Source organism: Halomonas shantousis, assembly GCF_054654615.1.
Map to the genome: position 1 here is coordinate 1,566,797 of NZ_BAAIER010000002.1, position 21,423 is coordinate 1,588,219.

Below are 21,423 nucleotides of genomic sequence, written 5' to 3' on the forward strand. Positions count from 1 at the left end.
GAACCCGACGTGACCAAGCTGGCCCCTGAACTGCCTATCGAAGTGGACTCGGAAAGCGGCGTATGGACCACCGATGCGCTGCCGATGCTCTATGTGCCGCGCCACTTCTTCATCAACAATCACGTCGCCGTGGAAGAGGCGCTGGGTGCCGAGAAGTACGCCGAAATTCTCTACGACGCTGGCTACAAGAGCGCCTGGCACTGGTGCGAGAAGGAGGCCGAGCTGCACGGCCTGAGCGGCGTGGCGGTGTTCGAGCACTACATGACGCGCCTGTCGCAGCGTGGCTGGGGTCGATTCATCACCGAAGAGATCGATCTCGACGCGGGCACTGCGCGGGTGCGCCTGGAGCACAGCGCCTTCGTCTACCAGCTCGGCAAGGTGAATCGCAAGGTCGAGTACATGTTCACCGGCTGGTTCGCCGGGGCCATGGACCAGATCCTCAGCGCCCGGGGCAGCGAGTTGCGCACCGTCGCCGAGCAGGTCCAGAGCGCCGCCGAAGAAGGCCACGATCATGGCCTGTTTGTTGTCACGCCCGCGAACTGAGGACTGTCGAGATGGCTTTCGAGGCATTGTTTCAGCCGATCCAGATCGGCAACCAGACCATTCGCAACCGCGTGGTCAGCACCGCACACGCCGAGGTCTATGCCACCGACGGCGGCATGACCACCGAGCGTTACGTCAAGTATTACGAAGAGAAGGCCAAGGGCGGCTGCGGTCTGTGCATCTGCGGCGGCTCGTCGATCGTTTCCATCGACAGCCCGCAGGCCTGGTGGAGTTCGGTCAACCTGTCGACCGACCGGATCATTCCGCATTTCCAGAATCTTGCGGGAGCGGTGCACAAGCACGGCGGCAAGATCATGATTCAGATCACCCACATGGGGCGTCGTTCGCGCTGGGACGGCTTCAACTGGTCGACCCTGGTGTCGCCGTCGGGCATCCGCGAGCCGGTCCACCGCTCGACCTGCAAGACCATCGAGGAAGAGGAGATCTGGCGCATCATCCAGGATTTTGCCCAGGCAGCACGCCGCGCCAAGGAGGGCGGACTGGATGGCGTCGAGCTGTCCGCCGTGCACCAGCACCTGATCGACCAGTTCTGGAGCCCGCGCGTCAACAAGCGTACCGACGAGTGGGGCGGCAGCTTCGAAAACCGTATGCGTTTCGGCATGGAAGTGCTCAAGGCGGTACGTGCCGAGGTCGGCGACGACTTCGTGGTCGGCATGCGCATCACCGGTGACGAGTTCCATCCCGACGGCCTGACCCACGACGACATGAAGCAGATTGCCGCCTACTTTGACGCGACCGGGATGGTCGATTTCTTCGGCGTGGTCGGCTCGGGCTGCGACACCCACAACACCCTGGCCAACGTGATTCCCAACATGGCCTATCCGCCGGAGCCCTTCCTGCATCTGGCGGCCGGCATCAAGGAAGTGGTCAGCGTACCGGTGATCCATGCCCAGAACATCAAGGATCCCAACCAGGCAAGCCGCATTCTCGAGGGCGGCTACGTCGATCTGGTGGGCATGACTCGCGCCCATATTGCCGATCCGCACTTCATCGCCAAGATCAAGATGGATCAGGTCGACCAGATCAAGCAGTGCGTGGGGGCTAACTACTGCATCGATCGCCAGTATCAGGGGCTCGACGTGCTGTGCATCCAGAACGCCGCGACCTCGCGCGAATACATGGGCGTGCCGCACATCGTCGAGAAGAGCGAAGGGTCCAGGCGCAAGGTGGTGGTGGTCGGCGGTGGCCCCGGTGGCATGGAGGCGGCGCGCGTCAGTGCCGAACGCGGCCACGACGTCACCCTGTTCGAAGCGGCCGAGCAGCTCGGCGGCCAGATCACTCTGGCCTCGAAGGCACCGCAGCGTGACCAGATCGCCGGGATCACCCGCTGGTATCAGTTGGAGCTGGCGCGCCTTGGCGTCGATCAGCGCCTGGGTACCCGGGCCGACGAGGCGACGATCGCCGACCTGCGTCCGGATATCGTGATCCTGGCGACCGGCGGGCAGCCGTTCCTGTCGCAGGTGCCCGAGTGGGGGTACGCCGAGTCGCGTGACGAAAGCCTGGTGGTCAGCACCTGGGACATCCTCAGCGGCGCCGTGGCGCCGGGCAAGAACGTGCTGATCTACGACACCATCTGCGAGTTCGCCGGTGTGTCGGCAGCCGACTACCTGGCCGACAAGGGCGCCAAGGTCGAGATCGTGACCGACGACATCAAACCCGGTGCAGCGGTGGGTGGCACCACGTTCCCGACCTACTACCGCAGCCTCTATGAGAAGGAGGTGATCATGACCTCCGACCTGGCGCTGCACAAGGTGTATCGCGAGGGCGACTCGCTGGTGGCGGTATTGGAGAACGAATACACCGGTGCCCAGGAAGAGCGCGTCGTCGACCAGATCGTCGTCGAGAATGGCGTGCGTCCCGACGAGTCGCTGTATTACGCCCTCAAGGGACAGTCGCGCAACAAGGGGCAGATCGACATCGAGGCGCTGTACGCGATCCAGCCGCAGCCGTGTCTGTCCGAGAGTGGCGAAGGTTTCCTGCTGTTCCGGCTGGGCGACTGCACGGCGCCGCGCAATACGCACGCTGCAATCTACGATGCCCTGCGGTTATGCAAAGACTTTTGAAGAAGAGGGAAGAGGGAAGAGGGAAGAGGGAAGAGGGAAGAACCATGACTTTCTTCCTTCTTCTAGCCGCGAAGCGGCGCTGACTTCTTCCTTCTTTTGTGAGCCATGAAGCGACACTATCAACTTACGATTGTAGGGGGCGCACGGAATGCTTAACACGCTTCTACCGATCCTGATCTTTTCCGCCCTGGCGCTGGCGGCGATCGGTGCCGTACGCCGCGTTCGCCTGTGGCGCCAGGGGCGGCCTTCACCGGTGCCCATCATGCAGGGTCTGGCCGCGATGCCGCGGCGCTATCTGGTCGATCTGCACCATGTCGTCGCGCGCGACAAGGCGATGTCCAACACTCACGTCGCCACGGCCGGTGGTTTCGTGCTGGCAGCCTTGCTGGCCATCGTCGTGCATGGCTTCGGGTTGGACAGCACGATTCTGGCCTGGGCGCTGCTGGCCGCCACGACCTGCATGTTCGTTGGCAGCCTGTTCGTCGCCAAGCGCCGCCGCAACCCGCCGCCACGCCTGTCGAAGGGCCCCTGGATGCGACTGCCCAAGAGCCTGATCGCCTTTTCGCTGGGCGTGTTCCTGGTCACTCTGCCGACGGCCGGCGTACTGCCGGAAGACCTCGGGAGCTGGGTGCTAGCTGTAGTGCTGGCCGGCGTAGTGACCTGGGGGCTGGGCGAGCTGTTCTTCGGCATGACCTGGGGCGGGCCGATGAAGCATGCCTTCGCCGGCGCCCTGCATCTGGCCTTTCACCGTCGTCCCGAGCGCTTTTCGGACAAGCAGGGCGGCGAAGGGCGCTCCACGGGGCTCAAGGCACTGCGCCTGGAGGACACCTCGGCAAAGCTGGGCGTCGAGAAACCTGCCGACTTCACCTGGAACCAGTTGCTGGGCTTCGATGCCTGCGTGCAGTGCGGGCGCTGCGAGGCGATGTGTCCGGCCTTCGCCGCCGGGCAGCCGCTCAACCCCAAGAAGCTGATCCAGGACATGGTCGTCGGCATGGTCGGCGGCAGCGATGCCCACTACGCCGGCTCCCCCTACCCAGGGAAGCCGGTGGGCGAGCACGCCGGCGAGCCGCACGGGCCGATCGTCAGCCGACAGGGCAAGGCGCTGGTCGATGCCGAGACGCTGTGGTCGTGCACGACGTGCCGCGCCTGCGTCGAAGAGTGCCCGATGATGATCGAGCATGTCGATGCCATCGTCGACATGCGCCGGTTCCTGACGCTCGAGCATGGCAATACCCCCAACAAGGGCGCCGAGGTGCTCGACAACCTGATCGCGACCGACAACCCCGGCGGCTTCGACCCCGGCTCTCGCATGAACTGGGCGGCGGATCTCAACCTGCCGCTGATGGCCGACAAGCAAGAAGCCGAGGTACTGCTGTGGTTGGGCGACGGCGTCTTCGACATGCGCAACCAGAGAACGCTGCGCGCGCTGGTATCGGTACTGCGTGCCGCCCAGCTCGACTTCGCCGTGCTCGGCGTTGATGAGCGCGACAGTGGCGACGTGGCGCGTCGCCTGGGCGACGAGGCGACCTTCCAGTCGCTGGCCAGACGCAACATCGCGACCCTCGAGCAGTATCGCTTTGCGCACATCGTCACTTGCGACCCGCACAGTTTCCATGTGCTCAAGAACGAGTACGGTGAGTTGGGAGGAAATTACGAGGTGTTCCATCACAGTACCTATCTCAATCGCCTGCTCGAGAATGGCAAGCTGAACCTTAAGTCCTGGAAGGGCGGTACCGTGACCTATCACGATCCCTGTTATCTCGGCCGCTACAACGGCGAATACGAAGCGCCGCGCGCGGTGCTCAGGGCGCTGGGTATCGAGGTCAAGGAAATGGCCCGCTCGGGCTACCGTTCGCGTTGCTGTGGCGGCGGCGGTGGCGCACCCATTACCGATATTCCCGGCAAGCAGCGCATTCCCGACATGCGCATGAACGACGTGCACGAGACCGGCGCCGAGCTGGTCGCCGTGGGCTGTCCGCAATGCACAATGATGCTCGAAGGCGTAGTGGCGCCCAGCAGCGCGTCGTCGGGTGCGCCAGCGAAAGCCGAGATCAAGGACATCGCCGAGCTGGTCGCCGATGCATTGATTGTCGAGGTGCCGACGGAGAAGGCTTCGCGAGATGACGCGGCGGAACAGACACGTCGCATTGCGGAGGAGGTGACGCCATGAGCGATATCATTCGCCGCGATCCGCGCAAGGAATGGATCGCTCGTAACCGCCTGCATCCCGCGCATCTCGAGGTGCTCGCGGAATTGGGCGGCGGCGCTTCGCCCAGCGAATGGATGGGGCCCAACGGACTGACACGCCGTAATCCGCATGCCGTGGGTTTTATCGGCCCCAACGGTATCAAGCGTATCGATCGCAGTGGCGCGCAGCAGGCGGCAATGCAGCCCGGCGGCCGCCAGGCGCAGCCCAAGGACACGCGCCGCCGCGTCGAGATCGAGACACCGGCATTTCTGGTCGCCGTGGTGCCCGATCTCTCGGGGGGACGGTTGTCGTCGCATGACCGTGACCTGCTGGGGCTGGCACGCCAGCTGGCCGATGCCGATCCCGAACGGCCAGGGGCGGTGCTGGCGATTATTTTCGGCACGCACAAGGAGAGCGAGGGCAGCGGCGAGCTTAAAGCGTCGGCCTTCGGCGAGGCCGGTATCGATCGCTTGCTGCATGTGGACGGGGAGGCATTCTCAGGCTACCTGCCGGAAGTGCGAATTGCCGCGCTGCAGAGTGTCGAACGTGAGCTGGCGCCGCACTACTGGCTGCTGCCCGACTCCCCGCTCGGCGGGGCTGAGCTGGGCCGACGGTTGGCCGTGCGGCTGGGTGAGCGTCCGGCGACCCAGGTCTGGCAGGTCGAGACGGATACCGGTAGCGACACCGGATGGCGCTGTACGGCCCGTGGCGCCGCAGGCATGAGCGATATTACGCGCGCTCTGCCGCGCGTGGTGCTGGCACTGGCGGAGTGTGCCGAACCGGTCAGCGAGACACGTCATGCCGCCCAGCCGATCGAGCTGACCCAGGCGCTGCCCGAGGTGCTTGGCCGCATCGAGGACATGGGCGAGGTCGCCGTCGATCCGGCCAGTGTGGCGCTGGCCGAGGCGGAATTCATCCTGTCAGCCGGCAATGGCGTCAAGGATTGGGAGGGCTATCATCACGCCGCCCAGGTACTCGGTGCGACCGAGGGCGCTTCGCGGGTGGCGGTCGATGACGGCTTCATGCCGCGGGATCGTCAGGTCGGTGCCACCGGCACCTGGGTTTCCGCACGCGTCTACGTGGCGGTGGGCATCTCGGGTGCCATACAGCATCTTCAAGGCATCCAGAGCTGTGACAAGGTCGTGGCCATCAACCTCAATGAGGGCTGCGACATGGTCAAGCGCGCCGATCTCGCCGTCATCGGCGATGCCGGTGAAATTCTTGCCGCCCTGGTGGCACGCATCGAGCGTTATCGAGAACAACCGCAGGAGAATCGCGATGCCGCATGACGCCAAGTCGTCGGGCCATGCCGGGCTCAACATTGCCGTCCTGGTGACGGTGGGTCGCCATCCGCTAACCACGCGTGCGCGGCGTGCCGATCAGGATGCCCGCGCAGTGGAAATGGCGCTGTCCCTGAACGATGCCGCCGTCCGTCTGGTTCATGCCGGAGGTCATGGCGTCGACAGCGAAGAGGCCCTGCGCGGTTATCTCGGCATGGGAGTCGGCGAGATCAATCTTGTCAAACAAGCGTCGAACGCCGATGTCGTCCCGGCATTGGTCGATGCACTGCGAGGCATGGCGCCCCAAATAGTACTCACGGGGACGCGCGCCGAGACGGGCGAAGGTTCGGGACTGGTGCCGTATCTGCTGGCCGAGGCACTGGGCTGGCCGGTGATCAGTGGCCTGGCGCAAGTGGAACGCATCGAGCAGGGCGTGGCCACAGTGCTGCAGGCGTTGCCGCGCGGCAAGCGTCGTCGCCTGCGGGTGCGCCTGCCGGCCATCGCCACGGTGGATAGCAGCGCGCCGCCCGCGCGGCAGAGTGCCTTCGGTCCGGCACGACGCGGTGAGTTCGATACGTATCCCTGTGCCAGCATAATGGATGAGTTACAGGCCGAGTGGCAGGTACAGCCGGCACGCAAGCGGCCCAAGCGACTCAAGATCGTCAAGTCGGCCTCGGCCCGTGACCGCTTCAAGGCGGCTGCGGCCAAGGCGGAAAGCGGTGGCGGACAGCTGCTAAGCGATGTGTCGCCGGAGCAGGGCGCCGAAGCGATCTTTGCACTGCTCAAGGAGGAAGGCGTGCTGCGTTGACGGCGTCAGCCTGGCCAAGCCGTGACGGTGTACCCCACCTGGTGACAGGTGGGGCTTTTCATTGAGCACTGCCTTCATAATGCAGCGCGTTCCTGCTTTCCCTGCGCAATCCAAGCCACGCATGAATCAGCAGTGCCATGATGATCACGCTACCGCCGAGCAGGCTCGCTGTCGTGGGCGACTCCCCCAGCAGCCACCAGACCCAGAGCGTGCCGAGGACGGTCTCGACGAGATAGAACAGCGCCACTTCGGCCGAGGGCAGATAGCGAGTCGCATTGTTGATGAGTACGGTCGCCAGCGGCATCTGCACTAGCCCCATGAGGGCCAGCACACCATAGCTGTGCCCGCCGGGTGCCATGGGGCTGGCCATGGGCAATGCCACCGCCGCTGACAGGATGCCCCCTCCGGCAATGAGCGGTATGCGATCGATCGCGGGGTAACGGCGCAGCAGGGTCAGGTTGCCGCCCACGGCGGCAGCGGCTGCCAGGGCATAGAGATTGCCTTCGAACATGCCGCCGGTCTCCGATGAGCCCACGAATACCAGCAGCATGCCGACCATGCAGGCAGCGATCGCCAGCACGGTGCGATACGGCACCCGCTCACGCAGGAACAGGCGGGAGAACAGGGCGGCGAACAACGGCGCCGAGCTCAGGATGACGACGACGTTGGCTACGCTGGCGTGCATGACGGCAAGCACGAAAAGGCTGGAAATCATCCCGAGAAGCACGGCGGATGCCAGCGAGGCTGCAGGATGGCGGCGTAACGTGACCAGCCGGTTTCCAATACAGCTCACCAGCCCGAGCGCGCAGAACATGAATATGCCGCGCCAGAATACGATGGTCCAGCCCTCCGTGCCGGCAAGCCGTACCAGCAGGCCATCGAAGCTGAGGAAGACGATGCCTGTGAAAACCATGGCGAGACCACGTTGGTAGGGACTCAGTTGCATTGTCTTGACTCCCGATCGATCAAAAGCCGACCGCCAGCAACGGGCTGGCGGTCGGCTTTCGCTTTGAGGTTACTTGGCTTCCCGCAGCGAAGTGGCCTCAGGCACTGTCGCCATCTGCCGCCACTCCTTGTGCAGGCCTATATAGAGGCTGAAGCACATCGCCAGCAGCACCAGGGTGAAGGGCAATCCCGTTGCCACGGCACCGGCCTGGAGTGCGCCCAGGGCGGTGCTGCCGCCGCCATACAGCAGCACGCCGGCGATCACTCCTTCCAGAGTGGCCCAGAAGACGCGTTGACTCTTGGGCGCATCCATCTTGCCACCGGCAGTGATGTTGTCGATGACCAGCGAGCCTGAATCCGACGAGGTGATGAAGAACACCAGGACCAGCACGATGGCCAGCGTCGAGGTCAGACCGGTCAATGGCAGCTGTTCGAGCATATGGAACATCGCCAGCGAGACGTCGCCGATGCCGTTGGCCAGTTCGCCGACACCATTGGCCGCCTGGTACAGCGCAGTGCCGCCAAATGCACTCATCCACACCAGCGTGACCAGCGTCGGAACCAGCAGCACGGCGATCAGGAATTCACGTACCGTACGGCCGCGCGACACCCGGGCGATAAACATGCCGACGAAAGGCGACCAGGAGATCCACCAGGCCCAGTAGAAGATCGTCCAGCCGTGGTACCACGTGCCGTCATCGCGACCGATCCAGTTCGACAGCGGCAGGATATGGCCGAGATAATCCATGGTGGTCGTGCCAATCCCCGCTATGATCGCCAAGGTGGGGCCGGCTACGATCACGAAGAGCAGTAACGCTGCGGCGATCACCATGTTGATGTTCGAGAACAGCTTGACCCCGCCATCGATGCCACGCCACACCGAGATCAGGGCGATGACGGTCACGACGACGATGATAGCCAGTTGCGTGCCGATGGTATTGGGTACGTCAAACAGGTAAGCCAGGCCGCCGGCCGCCTGGGTGGCACCGAATCCGAGCGAGGTGGCCAGGCCGAAGATCGTCGCCAGGACGGCAAGGATATCGACGATATGGCCTGCCCAGCCGCGTGTACGTTCGCCCAGCAGGGGGTAGAAGGCCGAGCGCAGCGTCAGCGGCAATCCCCGGTTGTAGGCGAAGAATGCCAGTGACAGCCCCACCACCGCGTAGATGGCCCAGGGGTGCAGTCCCCAGTGGAACATCGTCGCCCCCATGGCTGCGCTGGCGCCTTCCGGCGTACCGGCGGGAACGTTCAAGGGAGTACCGTACCAGTCGGTGTAGTAGGCGACCGGCTCGGCAACGCTCCAGAACATCAATCCGATGCCCATGCCCGCCGCGAACAGCATGGCGAACCAGGACATGCGGGAATATTCCGGTCTGGCATCGTGGCCGCCCAGGCGGATGCGCCCTACCGGTAGGCAGATCAGAGCGATGCAGAACACCACGAAGATATTGCCGGCGATCATGAACAGCCAGTCGAAGTGTTCGATCGACCAGCTCTTGGCCACTCCCAGTTGGGTGCTGGCGGCATCCGGATAGACCAGCGCATAGATGATGAACAGCAGGATGGCGACAGCAGACAGGGGGAACACAGGATTGTGAAAATCCAGCCCCATGACCTGCTTGTTGTCCTGGCCAGGGGTCAGGACCGGGTCCTCAAGGTCCATAAGTTATCCTCTTTGTTGTTGTGTTGGCCATACGCCGTTGCGGCAAGTACGGCTACGTCGCATTCTTGGCCGAGAGGGCACGGCGCAGTTGCTTGAAACCGACACCGACATAGCTGCCGCCGCGTTGCGAGGCGCGCCGTTTTGCGATTGCCTTTACACTCCCGTGGATGGCAGCCAAACGGCGGCGACGACAGGAGGACCCGACCATGATGATTGTCGAGTTGATCGATGGAGACGATTTCCGGGCGCGACTGGTGGCGCTCGATATCCGTATTCCTGAAGGTGCCTGTCCCGACACCTGCGCACGGATGGCACTGCGCAAGCACGTCGAGGATGGTGTACCGGGGCTGGAGGCACTGGTCCGTGACATGATGGAGCATACCGACGTCATGCTGCCGTCGGTGCGTCAGGCCATAGAGGGCATCCTGCTGCCCCAACTGCGTCGAGACTAAGTTCTAGAGGCCCGAAAAAGACTGGCCCGCTTGGGCGGGCCAGGCGATGGCATGTACGAAGGCATCAGCCTTGCGCCAGTTGCAGCGTGGGCGTGTCATGGTCCAGGTTGCTCAGCATGCGCTCGGCATACCAGTCGATGAAGTCGATGACGCCGAATTCGTAGGTCTCGGAATAAGGGCCGGGCTGGTAGGCCTTCGAATTGATGCCGCGCTGGTTCTCCTCGGCCAGGCGCCGATCCTGATCGTTGGTGGCGTCCCACACCCGGCGGAGCTGCTCGGGATCGTAGTCGACGCCTTCGACGGCATCCTTGTGTACCAGCCACTTGGTGGTGACCATCGTCCGCTGCGGGCCCAGCGGCAGCACGCGAAACACGATGGCATGATCGCCCATGAAATGGTTCCAGGAATTGGGCAAGTGCAGGATGCGCAGCGATCCCATGTCCGGGCTCGTCAAGCGCCCCATCAGCTTCTTGCAGCCCGGCTGGCCGTCCATGGTCATCGACACGATGCCGTCCAGCAGCGGGGTGCGCGTCAGACGGTTGCGCTTGCCGAAGCGCTTCAACTGCCAGGGCACCTGCTCGTTGTCCCAGTCCGCCTGCTTGCGGGCGACCAGCGTCTTGTAAGCCGGCGTGGCGCGCGGGTCTTCGGTGTCGTCGAATTCCTGCAGCGAATTGAGCAGCTCAGGATGGGCGCCGTTGCAGTGGTAGCACTCGCGGTTGTTCTCGATCACGAGCTTCCAGTTGGCCTGCTCGATAATGCTCGATTCCACGGCGACCTTGACGTTGTCCATCTGATACGGCTCGAGATAATGCTCCAGCGTCACCAGGAAATCGTCGATGGCCGGCGGGTTCTCGCTCAGGTTGATGAACATGAAGCCACCGGCTGTGCGTACGTTGACCGGCTTCAGGCCATAGGCGGCGAGATCGAAGCTGTCGCCCATGTCGCTGCCGGCGAACAGCAGCCGGCCATCGAGTTCGTAGGTCCATTGATGGTAGGGGCAGACCAGCTTGGCCACCTTGCCCTTGTCCTTCACGCACAGCCTCGAACCCCGATGACGGCAGACGTTATGAAATGCATGCACCTGTCCTTCGCTACCGCGCACGATGATGATCGGATTGTCGCCGATCTCGAGGGTCATGAAATTGCCCTTGGTGGGGATTTCGCAGGTCATGCCGGCGAACAGCCATTCCTTCTCGAAGATCTCCTGCATGTCGAGCGCGAACAGCCTGGCATCGTTATAGAACGGCTGGGGCAGCGAAAAGGTGCGAGCCCGCGTCTGCAGCATGTCGGCAGTCGTCTCGCGTACCTTGGCCAAGGAGTCGTCCAGTCCTTGAGAAGCAATCAGGTCCATACCAAATATCCTTTGAAAACGCCGCCTCCCCGCAAGCGGGCGATACGGTCACCGGTTGATGTTGTTGTCGTGTGAAGTCTGGCATTGATGCATGGAGCCATTCGTCGGAAGCAACGATTGTGGGTTGTTCGCGTAGTGTGGGGCACGTCTGTCAGGGTGGGTTGTCTGCCTGCGACATCAGGTGGCGTAACGGCGACTTGGCGGGCGGCTCTCTGCCGGAAAGTGGAGGCGGGAGGCATGCGTGTGTCGCTGACAGGCAAGCCGACCGTTCAGCGCGTACCCAGAATACGAGCATGAAAGGGCGCTGGACCGTGCGAACGATACGGGCCGGTGAAAGGCTGAGTGACGGCACCGCCAGGTAGAGACGACGATGACAATGAACTTCTTCAATCCGGTCACGACCCAGACCTGGACCAACGGCCGCCACTCGGTACGCTGCGTCAAGGTGATTCAGGAAACCTGGGATGTACGCACGTTCTGCTTCATGGCGGAGCAACCTGTGCTGTTTTTCTTCAAGCCGGGCCAGTTCGTGACCCTGGAACTGGAGATCGATAACGCGCCGATCATGCGCTCGTACACCATCTCCAGTTCACCGTCCATTCCCTACAGTTTCTCGATCACCGTCAAGCGGATCCCAGGGGGGCAGGTCTCCAACTGGTTGCATGAGACTCTCAAGGTCGGTGATGAACTGGTGGTGCATGGGCCGGTCGGCAACTTCAACTCGATCGACTTTCCTGCCGATAAAGTCCTGTTTCTATCCGGTGGGGTAGGTATCACACCCCTGATGTCGATGACGCGTTGGTTCTTCGATACCAACGCCAATGTCGATGTCGAGTTCATCCATAGTGCCAGAGCGCCACGCGATGTGATCTATCATCGCGAGCTCGTGCACATGTTCTCACGAATACCCGAGTTCAAGTTGCACATCGTTTGCGAAAACAAGGAGGACATCGGCGAGGCGTGGGCGGGTTACCGTGGCTACCTGACACAGCCAATGCTGGAGCTGATGGCCCCTGATTACCTTGAAAGGGAAATTTTCTGTTGTGGTCCTACGCCATACATGAATGCGATCAAGCATGTCTTGCGTAGCAACGGCTTTGACATGAGCCATTATCATGAAGAGTCGTTCGGGGCTACACCGCTGGATGTTCGTGAAGATGTGCAGGAGCTGGCCGAACAGGCCGAGGCGGCAGCCGAAGAGATCGATTATGACGAACTGCTGTGCGTCGAGTTTGCCGGCTCGGGAAAAAGCGTACGTATCCAGCCGGGCGAGACGGTACACGCGGCTGCGTCGAAGCTCGGCCTGCATATCCCCAAGGCGTGTGGCATGGGAATCTGCGGTACCTGTCGCGTCGGGCTCAAGTCCGGCGAAGTGGAAATGGATCACAACGGCGGGATTACCGATGAGGATATCGAAGAGGGCTATATCCTGTCCTGTTGCAGTCGGCCCAAGGGAAATCTGGTCATCGACTTCTAAGCTCTGTCTTAAAAATCGCCTGCGCTCGCGACTCTTCAGACGCAGGGTGCAGCAGGGTGCAATGAGAGAGTCGTAAAGAAGCCAGCCCTCATGACAAACGGTCATGAGGGCTGGTCTGCATTGCGTCCCGGTTTCTCACTCAGGGCGATACGTTTTCGCTGTTACGCCGCGCCCAGCAACCCATGCGGATCGAGCACGAATTTGCTAGCCACACCGGAGTCGAACTGCTGGTAACCCTGCGGCGCGTCTTCCAGGGAGATCACCTGGGCATTGACGATCTCGGCGATGTTGAGCCTGCCATGTAGGATTGCCTGCATTAGCTGACGATTGTACTGCACCACCGGCGTCTGTCCGGTGTGGAAGGAGTGGGCCTTGGCCCAGCCCAGCCCGAAGCGCAGGCTCAGATTGCCGCTCTGGGCCGCCGCTTCGGTGGCCCCGGGATCCTCGGTGACGTACAGCCCGGGGATACCGATGGAGCCGGCTTCGCGGGTCACCTCCATCATCTGGTTCAAGACCACGGCGGGTTGTTCCTTGCCGCCATGGCCCACCGCCTCGAAGCCGACCGCGTCGATGGCGCTGTCCACCTGGGGCTCACCGACGATCGCCGCGATCATCTCGCCGAGTCGATCATGCCGGCTGAGATCCACCGGCTCGAAGCCCATCTTGCGGGCATGTTCCAGGCGCTGCGGGTTGAAATCGCCGATCATGACCACGGCGGCGCCCAGCAGGCGGGCCGAAGCCGCAGCGGCCAGGCCTACCGGGCCGGCACCCGCCACATACACCGTCGATCCCACGCCGACCTTGGCATTCAGGGCGCCATGAAAGCCGGTCGGCAGGATGTCGCTCAACATGGTCAGGTCGCGAATCTGGGACATGGCCTGGTCGCGATCGGGAAACTTGAGCAGGTTGAAGTCGGCATACGGGACCATGACATAGCGTGCCTGGCCACCGACCCAGCCGCCCATGTCGACATAGCCGTAGGCACCGCCGGCCCGGTCGTCGTTGACGTGCAGACACACGCCGGTATGGCCTTCCTTGCAGGTGCGACAGCGGCCGCAGGCCACGTTGAAGGGCACCGAGACGAGATCGCCGATATCGAGAAACTCGACGTCCTTGCCCTTTTCGATCACTTCACCGGTGATTTCATGTCCCAGCACCATGCCGGACGGCGCCGTGGTACGGCCACGCACCATGTGCTGATCGGAGCCACAGATGTTGGTGGAAACGACTTTCAGAATGACCCCATGCTCAATGGCACGGCCGTTAGGCGCTTCCATCCTGGGGTAAGCAATGTCCTGCACCTCGACCTTGCCCGGACCGATATAAACGACACCACGATTGTCTGGCATGCTGATTCCTCTCGTTCGTTTCGTCATGGCCACATTCGCAGAGAAAGACCATGCGGATTGGTTGGTGCTCTGACACCTTGTGTTCGGCCGTGCCAAGCGTGCGCTTGGACTTCAAGCGTGGCTCAAGCGCAAGAGGGGGAGTTATCCATGGGCGACACTGGATAATAAATTGACGACGTAGCGATTTGTCGTCCTGGCGTTACGTCGTCTTATCGACCTGCATGTCGCAAATACACCGAGCGGTGACGTCGTTAAGCATCTTGGACTGCGGGGCCAGCGATACCATCGCGGCAGGATAGCGTTCGTAGATGGCCAGATTCGATTCTCCGACGCTACACATGGCCAATACCGGACAACAAATGAGTGACGAGGAGGCGACATGCTTCACTACGGTTTTTCCCCCCAGGCCCGCTTAGCCAGCTACGATGCCGCGTTAGCCACGGCAATCGCTGAAGAAACGGCGCGCCAGGAATCGCATATCGAACTGATCGCCTCCGAAAACTATGCCAGTCGGCTCGTCATGGAAGCGCAGGGCACCCAACTGACCAACAAGTATGCCGAAGGCTATCCCGGTCGCCGCTACTACGGCGGCTGCGAGTTCGTCGACAAGGTCGAGGCCCTGGCTATCAAGCGTGCCTGCGACCTGTTCGGCGCCGACTACGCCAATGTCCAGCCACACTCCGGTGCTCAGGCCAACGCGGCCGTGTTCATGGCCCTGATCAAGCCGGGCGATACCGTGCTGGGCATGAGCCTGGCCCACGGCGGGCACCTGACCCATGGGGCCGCGCCGAACTTCTCCGGCAAGCACTACCATGCCGTGCAATACGGCCTGAATCCCGATACCGGCGAGATCGACTACGAAGAAGTCGCGCGCCTGGCTCGGGAACACCGGCCGAAAATGATCATCGCGGGCTTTTCGGCCTATTCGCGCGTGGTCGACTGGCGCCGCTTCCGCACCATCGCCGACGAGGTCGGGGCGTACCTGATGGTCGACATGGCGCATGTCGCCGGGCTGGTCGCCGCCGGGCTCTACCCCAGCCCGTTGCCGCACGCCCATGTGGTGACCACCACCACTCACAAGACGCTGCGTGGCCCGCGCGGCGGCCTGATCCTGTCGGCGAATGCCGATGAGGCGATGGTCAAGAAGCTCAACGGCGCGGTGTTCCCGGGCCAGCAGGGCGGCCCGCTGATGCACGTGATCGCGGCCAAGGCCGTGGCCTTCAAGGAGGCCATGAGCCAGGAGTTCGTCAACTACCAGCGTCAGGTCATCGCCAATGCGCGTGCCATGGCGCAGGTCTTCATCGAGCGCGGCTTCGATGTCGTCTCAGGCGGCACCGACGACCACCTGTTCCTGGTCTCGCTGATCAAGCAGGGCGTGACCGGCAAGGATGCGGATGCCGCACTGGGCCGGGCGCACATCACCGTCAACAAGAACGCCGTGCCCAACGATCCGCAGAGCCCGTTCGTCACCTCGGGGTTGCGCATCGGCACGCCGGCGGTCGCTACCCGCGGCTTCGTCGAGGCCGATTGCGAGCAGCTGGCCGGCTGGATCTGCGACATCCTCGACGTGCTCGCCGAGCAGGGCAGCACCGACGCGGTGGAAGCCGAAGTACGCGACAAGGTGGCCTCGCTGTGCACGCGCTATCCGGTCTATGGCGCCGCCCAGAGCAGCGAGCCGGCCGAGAGCGCAACCTCAGTAGCCTGAGCCTGTCCGTCAGCGGCTCCCAGCGGGCCGATCGAGGAGAAAGTCTATGCAACGCTATTCCGGCTTCGGGTTGGTCAGGCACGCGCTCAGTCATCATGAAAACTGGCAGCGCCAGTGGCGCAACCCCACGCCCAAGAAAGAGTACGACGTGATCATCGTCGGTGGTGGCGGACACGGCCTGGCCACGGCCTATTACCTGGCCAAGGAGCACGGCATCACCAACGTCGCGGTGATCGAGAAAGGCTGGCTGGGCGGCGGCAATACTGCGCGCAATACCACCATCGTGCGCTCCAACTACCTGTGGGACGAGGCGGCGGCCCTCTACGAACACTCCATGAAGCTGTGGGAGGGGTTGTCGCAGGACCTCAACTACAACGTGATGTTCTCGCAGCGCGGAGTGCTTAACCTCGGCCACACCCTGCAGGACATGCGCGATATCCAGCGCCGCGTCAATGCCAACCGCCTGAACGGTATCGACAGCGAAGTCGTCACGCCGCAGCAGATCAAGGAGATCGAGCCGGAACTGGACACCTCCAAGCGCGCGCGCTATCCGATCATGGGGGCTTCCTGGCAGCCACGCGGCGGGGTGGCGCGCCACGACGCGGTCGCGTGGGGCTTCGCGCGCGGTGCCGATGCGCGGGGCGTCGACATTCTTCAGCAGACCGAGGTGACCGGGTTCAAGATCCTCGACGGGCGCGTGGTGGGCGTGCACACCAACCGCGGCGATATCGGGGCCAGGACCGTGGGCTGCGTGGCCGCCGGCAATTCCGGCGTGCTGGCCAGGATGGCCGGCTTCAAGCTGCCGCTGGAGTCGCACCCCCTGCAGGCGCTGGTATCCGAGCCGCTCAAGCCGGTCCTCAATACCGTCACCATGTCCAACCATGTGCATGGCTACGTCAGCCAGTCGGACAAGGGCGATCTGGTCATCGGAGCCGGTATCGATGGCTATCTGGGTTACGGTCAGCGCGGCAGCTACACCACGGTAGAGCACACCCTGCAGGCCATCATCGAGATGTTCCCGATCTTCTCGCGGGTGCGCATGAACCGCCAGTGGGGCGGCATCGTCGATACCTGCCCCGATGCCTGTCCCATTCTCTCGGCTACCCCCGTCAAGGGGCTGTTCTTCAACTGCGGCTGGGGTACGGGGGGATTCAAGGCCACGCCGGGTTCGGGAAATGTCTTCGCCGCCAGCCTGGCCAAGGGCGAGATGCATCCTATCGCTGCGCCGTTTTCCATCGATCGCTTCTATACCGGTGCGCTCGTCGATGAGCATGGCGCCGCAGGTGTCGCGCACTAGTTTCTGCGAGCTGCGCCGCGCGATGGCGGCGTTGTTCGACACGTCGGAATCCTTATGTACAAACACGTACATTCCGGTTCCTTCTTTGCCGAACGCCTTGCCATCACACCGCTCGCTGGCGCAGAAAAACGATGGCTCTCATCCACGGTGTTGGAGGGAAAATGTTTCATATCTACTGTCCGTACTGCGAAGAGCACCGCGAGGAAGAGGAATTCCATCCCAAGGGGCAGGCGCACATTCAGCGCCCCGAGGATCCCGAGGCGTGCTCCGATGAAACCTGGGGGGACTATCTGTTCTTCCGCGACAATCCCCGCGGCGTGCACCATGAACTGTGGGTGCATGCGATCGGCTGCCGCAAGTTCTTCAACATCACCCGTCATACGGTGAGCTACGAGATTCTCGAGACGTACAAGATGGGCGAGCAGCCTGCAGTGACGGCGGCAAGCCTTACTGAAAAAGACAAGCAGGCCGGTGTGCAGGCGGCCTCGGGCGGCTGGCAAACGGTGGGTGCCCGGCCTGAAAGCGAAGCATTGAACGACGCAGCGAACCAGGGAGCGCGGGTATGAGCCAGGTCAACCGACTGCCGCAAGGGGGCCGGATCGATCGCTCCCATACAGTGAACTTTACCTTCAATGGCAAGCCGTACGTGGGTCATGTCGGCGATACCCTGGCCTCCGCCTTGCTGGCCAATGGCATCGATGTCGTCAACCGCAGCTTCAAGTATTCGCGTCCGCGCGGCATCGTCGCTGCCGGGGCGGAAGAGCCCAATGCAGTGGTCCAACTGGGAGCCAGCGAAGCGGCCCAGGTGCCCAACGTGCGCGCCACCCAGCAGGCGCTCTATGAAGGGTTGACGGCACGCAGTACCAACGGCTGGCCCAACGTGCAGCGCGATCTGATGGGCATGGTCGGTAAGCTGAGCGGCACGTTCATGCCGCCGGGCTTCTACTACAAGACCTTCATGGCGCCGGCCTCGCTGTGGATGACCTACGAGAAGTACATCCGCAAGAGCGCCGGCCTGGGACGCAGTCCCACCGAGCCCGATCCGGACCGTTACGATCACGTCAACCAGCACTGCGATGTGCTGGTCGTCGGTGCCGGCCCGGCAGGCCTGGCCGCCGCGATTGTTGCGGCACGTAGCGGGGCGCGAGTCATTCTCTGCGACGAGCAGGAGGAGATGGGCGGCTCGTTGCTGGACAGCCGCGAACTGATCGACGATGCGCCTGCCGCGCAATGGGTCGATCGTGTGCTCGACGAACTCGGCAGTCTGGAGAATGTCACCCTGCTGCCGCGTACCACCGCCAACGGCTACCACGATCATAACTTCGTGACGCTGCACGAGCGGCGTACCGAGCACCTGGCCGATAGCGCCCCCACCTCCGACGGTCGCCGGCAGGCGCGTTCACGCCTGTACCGCGTGCGAGCCGGTCAGGTCGTGCTGGCTACCGGCGCCCATGAGCGTCCGCTGGTCTACGCCAACAACGACGTGCCCGGCAACCTGATCGCGGGCGCCGTGTCTGCTTATATCCGTCGTTATGGGGTGGTCCCCGGCCGCAAGCTGGTGCTGTCCGCGACCAATGATCATGCCTATCGCGCCGCGCTGGACTGGCACGAGGCGGGCCGCGAAGTCGTGGCGATCGTCGATGCGCGCACCAACCCCAAGGGCGATCTGATCGACAAGGTGCAGGCGCTGGGGATCCGTATCATCGCCCAAAGTGCCGTGATCGAGGCCAAGGGCGCCGAGCGCGTCAGTGGCGCTCGGGTCGCCCGAATCGATGCCAAGCTGTTCAGCGTCATCGGCAAGGTCGAGGAACTGGCCTGCGATACCATCGCCAGCTCCGGCGGCTACAGCCCGGTCATTCACCTGGCATCGCACACCGGTACGCGGCCGACATGGCGGGACGATATCCTGGGTTTCGTGCCAGGCGAGGTGAAAGGCCTCACTCCGGTCGGCGGCGCGCATGGTGTCTACCCGCTCGACGACGTGATTCGCGATGGCGCCGAGACCGGCACGCGTGTAACACAGGCCGTGGGCATCGACACTGCCGCTGACGCCTCGGCACTGCCTCAGGTCGCCGCCCGGCAGGACGGCCAGGCTAGTGCGCTGTATCAGGTGCCGCACGAGAAACACACCATGCGCGCGCCCAAGCAGTTCGTCGACCTGCAGAACGACGTCACCGCAGCGGGTATCGAGCTGGCGACCCGCGAAGGCTTCGAGTCCATCGAACACGTCAAACGCTACACCGCGATGGGCTTTGGCACCGATCAGGGCAAGCTGGGCAACATCAACGGCATGGCGATTGCGGCACGTTGCCTGAAACGCTCGATTCCCGAGGTGGGGACCACCGTGTTCCGGCCCAACTACACGCCGGTGACCTTCGGGGCCATCGTGGGGCGTCACTGCCGCGAGCTGTTCGATCCCGAACGCTACACTGCGCTGCATCAGTGGCATGTCGAACACGGTGCCGAATTCGAGGATGTCGGTCAGTGGAAACGTCCGTGGTATTTTCCGCGCACCGTCAATGGCAAGCAGGAGACCATGCACGAGGCCGTGGCCCGCGAGTGCCTCGCGGTGCGCGAACGCGTCGGTATCCTCGACGCCTCGACCCTGGGCAAGATCGACATCCAGGGTCCCGATGCCCGCGAGTTCCTGGGCCGCGTCTACACCAACAAGTGGGCCAAGCTGGAGCCGGGTCGCGTGCGCTACGGCCTGATGTGCAAGGACGACGGCATGCTCATGGACGACGGCACGACCAGCTGCCTGGGCGAGAACCACTTCCTGATGACCACCACTACCGGCGGTGCCGCTGGCGTCCTGGAGTGGCTGGAACTCTGGCACCAGACGGAGTGGCCGGAGCTGCAGGTCTACTTCAACTCGGTGACCGACCACTGGGCGACCATGACCGTGACCGGGCCCGATGCCCGCAAGCTGCTGGCCGAGGTCACCGACATCGACCTCGACAAGGAACGGTTCAAGTTCATGGACTGGCGCGAGGGTACGGTCGCCGGCGTGCCGGCGCGCGTCTTCCGCATCTCGTTCACGGGCGAGCTGGCCTTCGAGATCAACGTGCAGGCCAATTACGCCATGCACGTCTGGAAGACCCTGTTCGAACACGGCGAGAAGTACGACCTGACGCCTTATGGCACCGAGACCATGCACGTGCTGCGTGCCGAAAAGGGCCTGATCATCGTCGGCCAGGACACCGACGGTTCGGTCACGCCCGAGGATCTGGGCATGCAGTGGGCCATCGGCTACGACAAGCCGTTCCCCTGGATCGGCAAGCGCGCCCTGTCACGCCCCGACACCCGGCGCACGGATCGCAAGCAGTTCGTCGGCCTGAAGCCCAAGGACCCCAAGGTGGTGCTGGAGGAGGGCGCACAGATCGTCTTCGATCCCGAGCAGACCATCCCCGTGATCATGGTGGGGCATGTGACGTCCAGCTACTACAGTCCCTCGCTGGGTCATGGCTTCGCCCTGGCCGTGGTGAAGGGTGGGCATGAGCGCATGGGCGATACCGTTTACCTGCCGATGGCCGACGGCACGGTCCACGAGGCCGAAATCGTCAGCCCCGTCTTCGTCGATCCCAAAGGAGAGCGCCAGCATGTCTGAGGTCAGAGAATTCGATACCCGGCCTGCCGGACACCCGAGCGCCGAGTCGCCGCTGGCATGGTCCTTTCATCGGCAAGTGCCGCCTCGTGAAGCCAGCGCGGGCGTGACGCTGCGCGAGCACGCCTTCCTCGGCCACCTGATTCTGCGCGGCGGGGCCATCGTCCTGGACGAGGCCGTACGCGAGGTGCTGGGCATCGCCTTGCCGGCCCGGCCCAACACGCTGACGCTGGATGAGGGCGGCGAGCGTTCGATCCAGTGGCTGGCCCCCGACGAATGGCTGGTCATCGTGCCCGGCGGCGAGGAGTTCACGCTGGAACGCCGACTGCGCGAGGCGCTGGGCCAGGCGCACTTCAGCATCGTCAATGTCAGCGGTGGCCAGAGCGTGCTGACGCTGCGCGGCGAGAACGCACGCGAGGTGCTGATGAGGTCCACGCCCTATGATGTGCACCCGCAGGCCTTTCCGGTGGGCAAGGGTGTCACCACGGTGTTCGCCAAGGCCTCGGTCGTGCTGCGCCGACCGAGCGAAACGCATTGGGAGCTGGTGATACGTCGAAGCTTCGCCGATTACTGTTACCGCTGGCTGCTGGACGCCGCCACGGAGTATGGCGTCACCGTGGAACGCTGAATGTCAGGCCGGCCTAGTGCCGGCCTTCTTTCCTCTCCCTGACAAGCCA

The 21,423-nt window shown here is 63.3% G+C and carries 16 protein-coding genes; 12 read left to right on the forward strand and 4 right to left on the reverse strand.

The window, feature by feature from the left end:
- Positions 1 to 9 precede the first annotated feature (9 nt).
- The 5 genes from ACYQ12_RS07705 to etfB all read left to right on the forward strand — a co-directional run bounded on the left by ACYQ12_RS07705 (position 10) and on the right by etfB (position 6,903).
- Positions 10 to 543 carry a DUF5943 domain-containing protein gene (locus ACYQ12_RS07705; protein WP_459869787.1) on the forward strand — a complete coding sequence of 178 codons (534 nt, stop codon included), beginning with the start codon at positions 10 to 12 and terminating at the stop codon, positions 541 to 543.
- A gap of 11 nt (positions 544 to 554) precedes the next feature.
- Positions 555 to 2,627: a dimethylglycine demethylation protein DgcA gene (gene dgcA / locus ACYQ12_RS07710; RefSeq protein ID WP_459869790.1), complete on the forward strand. Its 2,073-nt coding sequence runs from the start codon at positions 555 to 557 to the stop codon at positions 2,625 to 2,627.
- Positions 2,628 to 2,775: 148 nt separating this feature from the next.
- Complete coding sequence (locus tag ACYQ12_RS07715; protein ID WP_459869793.1) at positions 2,776 to 4,797, forward strand: (Fe-S)-binding protein; 2,022 nt, start codon at positions 2,776 to 2,778, stop codon at positions 4,795 to 4,797.
- Complete coding sequence (gene etfA, locus ACYQ12_RS07720) at positions 4,794 to 6,104, forward strand: electron transfer flavoprotein subunit alpha (protein WP_459869795.1); 1,311 nt, start codon at positions 4,794 to 4,796, stop codon at positions 6,102 to 6,104. Before ACYQ12_RS07715 ends, etfA begins: the two co-directional genes overlap by 4 nt.
- Complete coding sequence (etfB, locus tag ACYQ12_RS07725; RefSeq protein ID WP_459869798.1) at positions 6,094 to 6,903, forward strand: electron transfer flavoprotein subunit beta; 810 nt, start codon at positions 6,094 to 6,096, stop codon at positions 6,901 to 6,903. The genes etfA and etfB overlap by 11 nt, the downstream gene beginning before the upstream one ends.
- Positions 6,904 to 6,961: 58 nt before the next feature.
- Here etfB and ACYQ12_RS07730 read toward each other — a convergent pair whose 3' ends face one another.
- Positions 6,962 to 7,849 (reverse strand): DMT family transporter, encoded by an 888-nt coding sequence (locus ACYQ12_RS07730; RefSeq protein WP_459869800.1) that lies wholly within the window; start codon positions 7,847 to 7,849, stop codon positions 6,962 to 6,964.
- Between the two features lie 69 nt (positions 7,850 to 7,918).
- The gene (locus ACYQ12_RS07735; protein WP_459869803.1) at positions 7,919 to 9,511 is read right to left on the reverse strand and encodes a BCCT family transporter; all 1,593 of its coding nucleotides are present in this window, start codon (positions 9,509 to 9,511) and stop codon (positions 7,919 to 7,921) included.
- Positions 9,512 to 9,717: 206 nt separating this feature from the next.
- Between ACYQ12_RS07735 and ACYQ12_RS07740 the strand changes: the two genes are divergently transcribed.
- Positions 9,718 to 9,963, forward strand: a complete 246-nt coding sequence (locus ACYQ12_RS07740; protein WP_459869805.1) for a hypothetical protein — start codon at positions 9,718 to 9,720, stop codon at positions 9,961 to 9,963.
- A 64-nt stretch (positions 9,964 to 10,027) separates the two neighbouring features.
- Here ACYQ12_RS07740 and ACYQ12_RS07745 read toward each other — a convergent pair whose 3' ends face one another.
- On the reverse strand, positions 10,028 to 11,314 hold the full coding sequence (locus ACYQ12_RS07745) for an aromatic ring-hydroxylating oxygenase subunit alpha (protein WP_459869808.1): 1,287 nt from the start codon (positions 11,312 to 11,314) through the stop codon (positions 10,028 to 10,030).
- A gap of 370 nt (positions 11,315 to 11,684) precedes the next feature.
- On the opposite strand from ACYQ12_RS07745, the gene ACYQ12_RS07750 reads away from it, so the two are divergent.
- Entirely contained in the window at positions 11,685 to 12,791 is a 1,107-nt protein-coding gene (locus ACYQ12_RS07750; protein WP_459869810.1) for an FAD-binding oxidoreductase, read from the forward strand.
- A gap of 161 nt (positions 12,792 to 12,952) precedes the next feature.
- Here the strand turns inward: ACYQ12_RS07750 and fdhA are convergent, their stop codons facing one another.
- Positions 12,953 to 14,140: a formaldehyde dehydrogenase, glutathione-independent gene (gene fdhA, locus ACYQ12_RS07755; protein ID WP_459869813.1), complete on the reverse strand. Its 1,188-nt coding sequence runs from the start codon at positions 14,138 to 14,140 to the stop codon at positions 12,953 to 12,955.
- 379 nt (positions 14,141 to 14,519) lie between these two features.
- Here fdhA and glyA point away from each other — a divergent pair, with 379 nt between their 5' ends.
- The 5 genes from glyA to ACYQ12_RS07780 all read left to right on the forward strand — a co-directional run bounded on the left by glyA (position 14,520) and on the right by ACYQ12_RS07780 (position 21,374).
- The gene (gene glyA / locus ACYQ12_RS07760) at positions 14,520 to 15,845 is read left to right on the forward strand and encodes a serine hydroxymethyltransferase (protein WP_459869815.1); all 1,326 of its coding nucleotides are present in this window, start codon (positions 14,520 to 14,522) and stop codon (positions 15,843 to 15,845) included.
- A gap of 46 nt (positions 15,846 to 15,891) precedes the next feature.
- The gene (locus ACYQ12_RS07765; RefSeq protein WP_459869818.1) at positions 15,892 to 17,142 is read left to right on the forward strand and encodes a sarcosine oxidase subunit beta family protein; all 1,251 of its coding nucleotides are present in this window, start codon (positions 15,892 to 15,894) and stop codon (positions 17,140 to 17,142) included.
- 161 nt (positions 17,143 to 17,303) lie between these two features.
- On the forward strand, positions 17,304 to 17,708 hold the full coding sequence (locus ACYQ12_RS07770) for a sarcosine oxidase subunit delta (protein ID WP_459869821.1): 405 nt from the start codon (positions 17,304 to 17,306) through the stop codon (positions 17,706 to 17,708).
- Entirely contained in the window at positions 17,705 to 20,749 is a 3,045-nt protein-coding gene (locus tag ACYQ12_RS07775) for a sarcosine oxidase subunit alpha family protein (RefSeq protein WP_459869823.1), read from the forward strand. The genes ACYQ12_RS07770 and ACYQ12_RS07775 overlap by 4 nt, the downstream gene beginning before the upstream one ends.
- On the forward strand, positions 20,742 to 21,374 hold the full coding sequence (locus ACYQ12_RS07780; RefSeq protein WP_459869825.1) for a sarcosine oxidase subunit gamma: 633 nt from the start codon (positions 20,742 to 20,744) through the stop codon (positions 21,372 to 21,374). Before ACYQ12_RS07775 ends, ACYQ12_RS07780 begins: the two co-directional genes overlap by 8 nt.
- Positions 21,375 to 21,423: the final 49 nt, after the last annotated feature.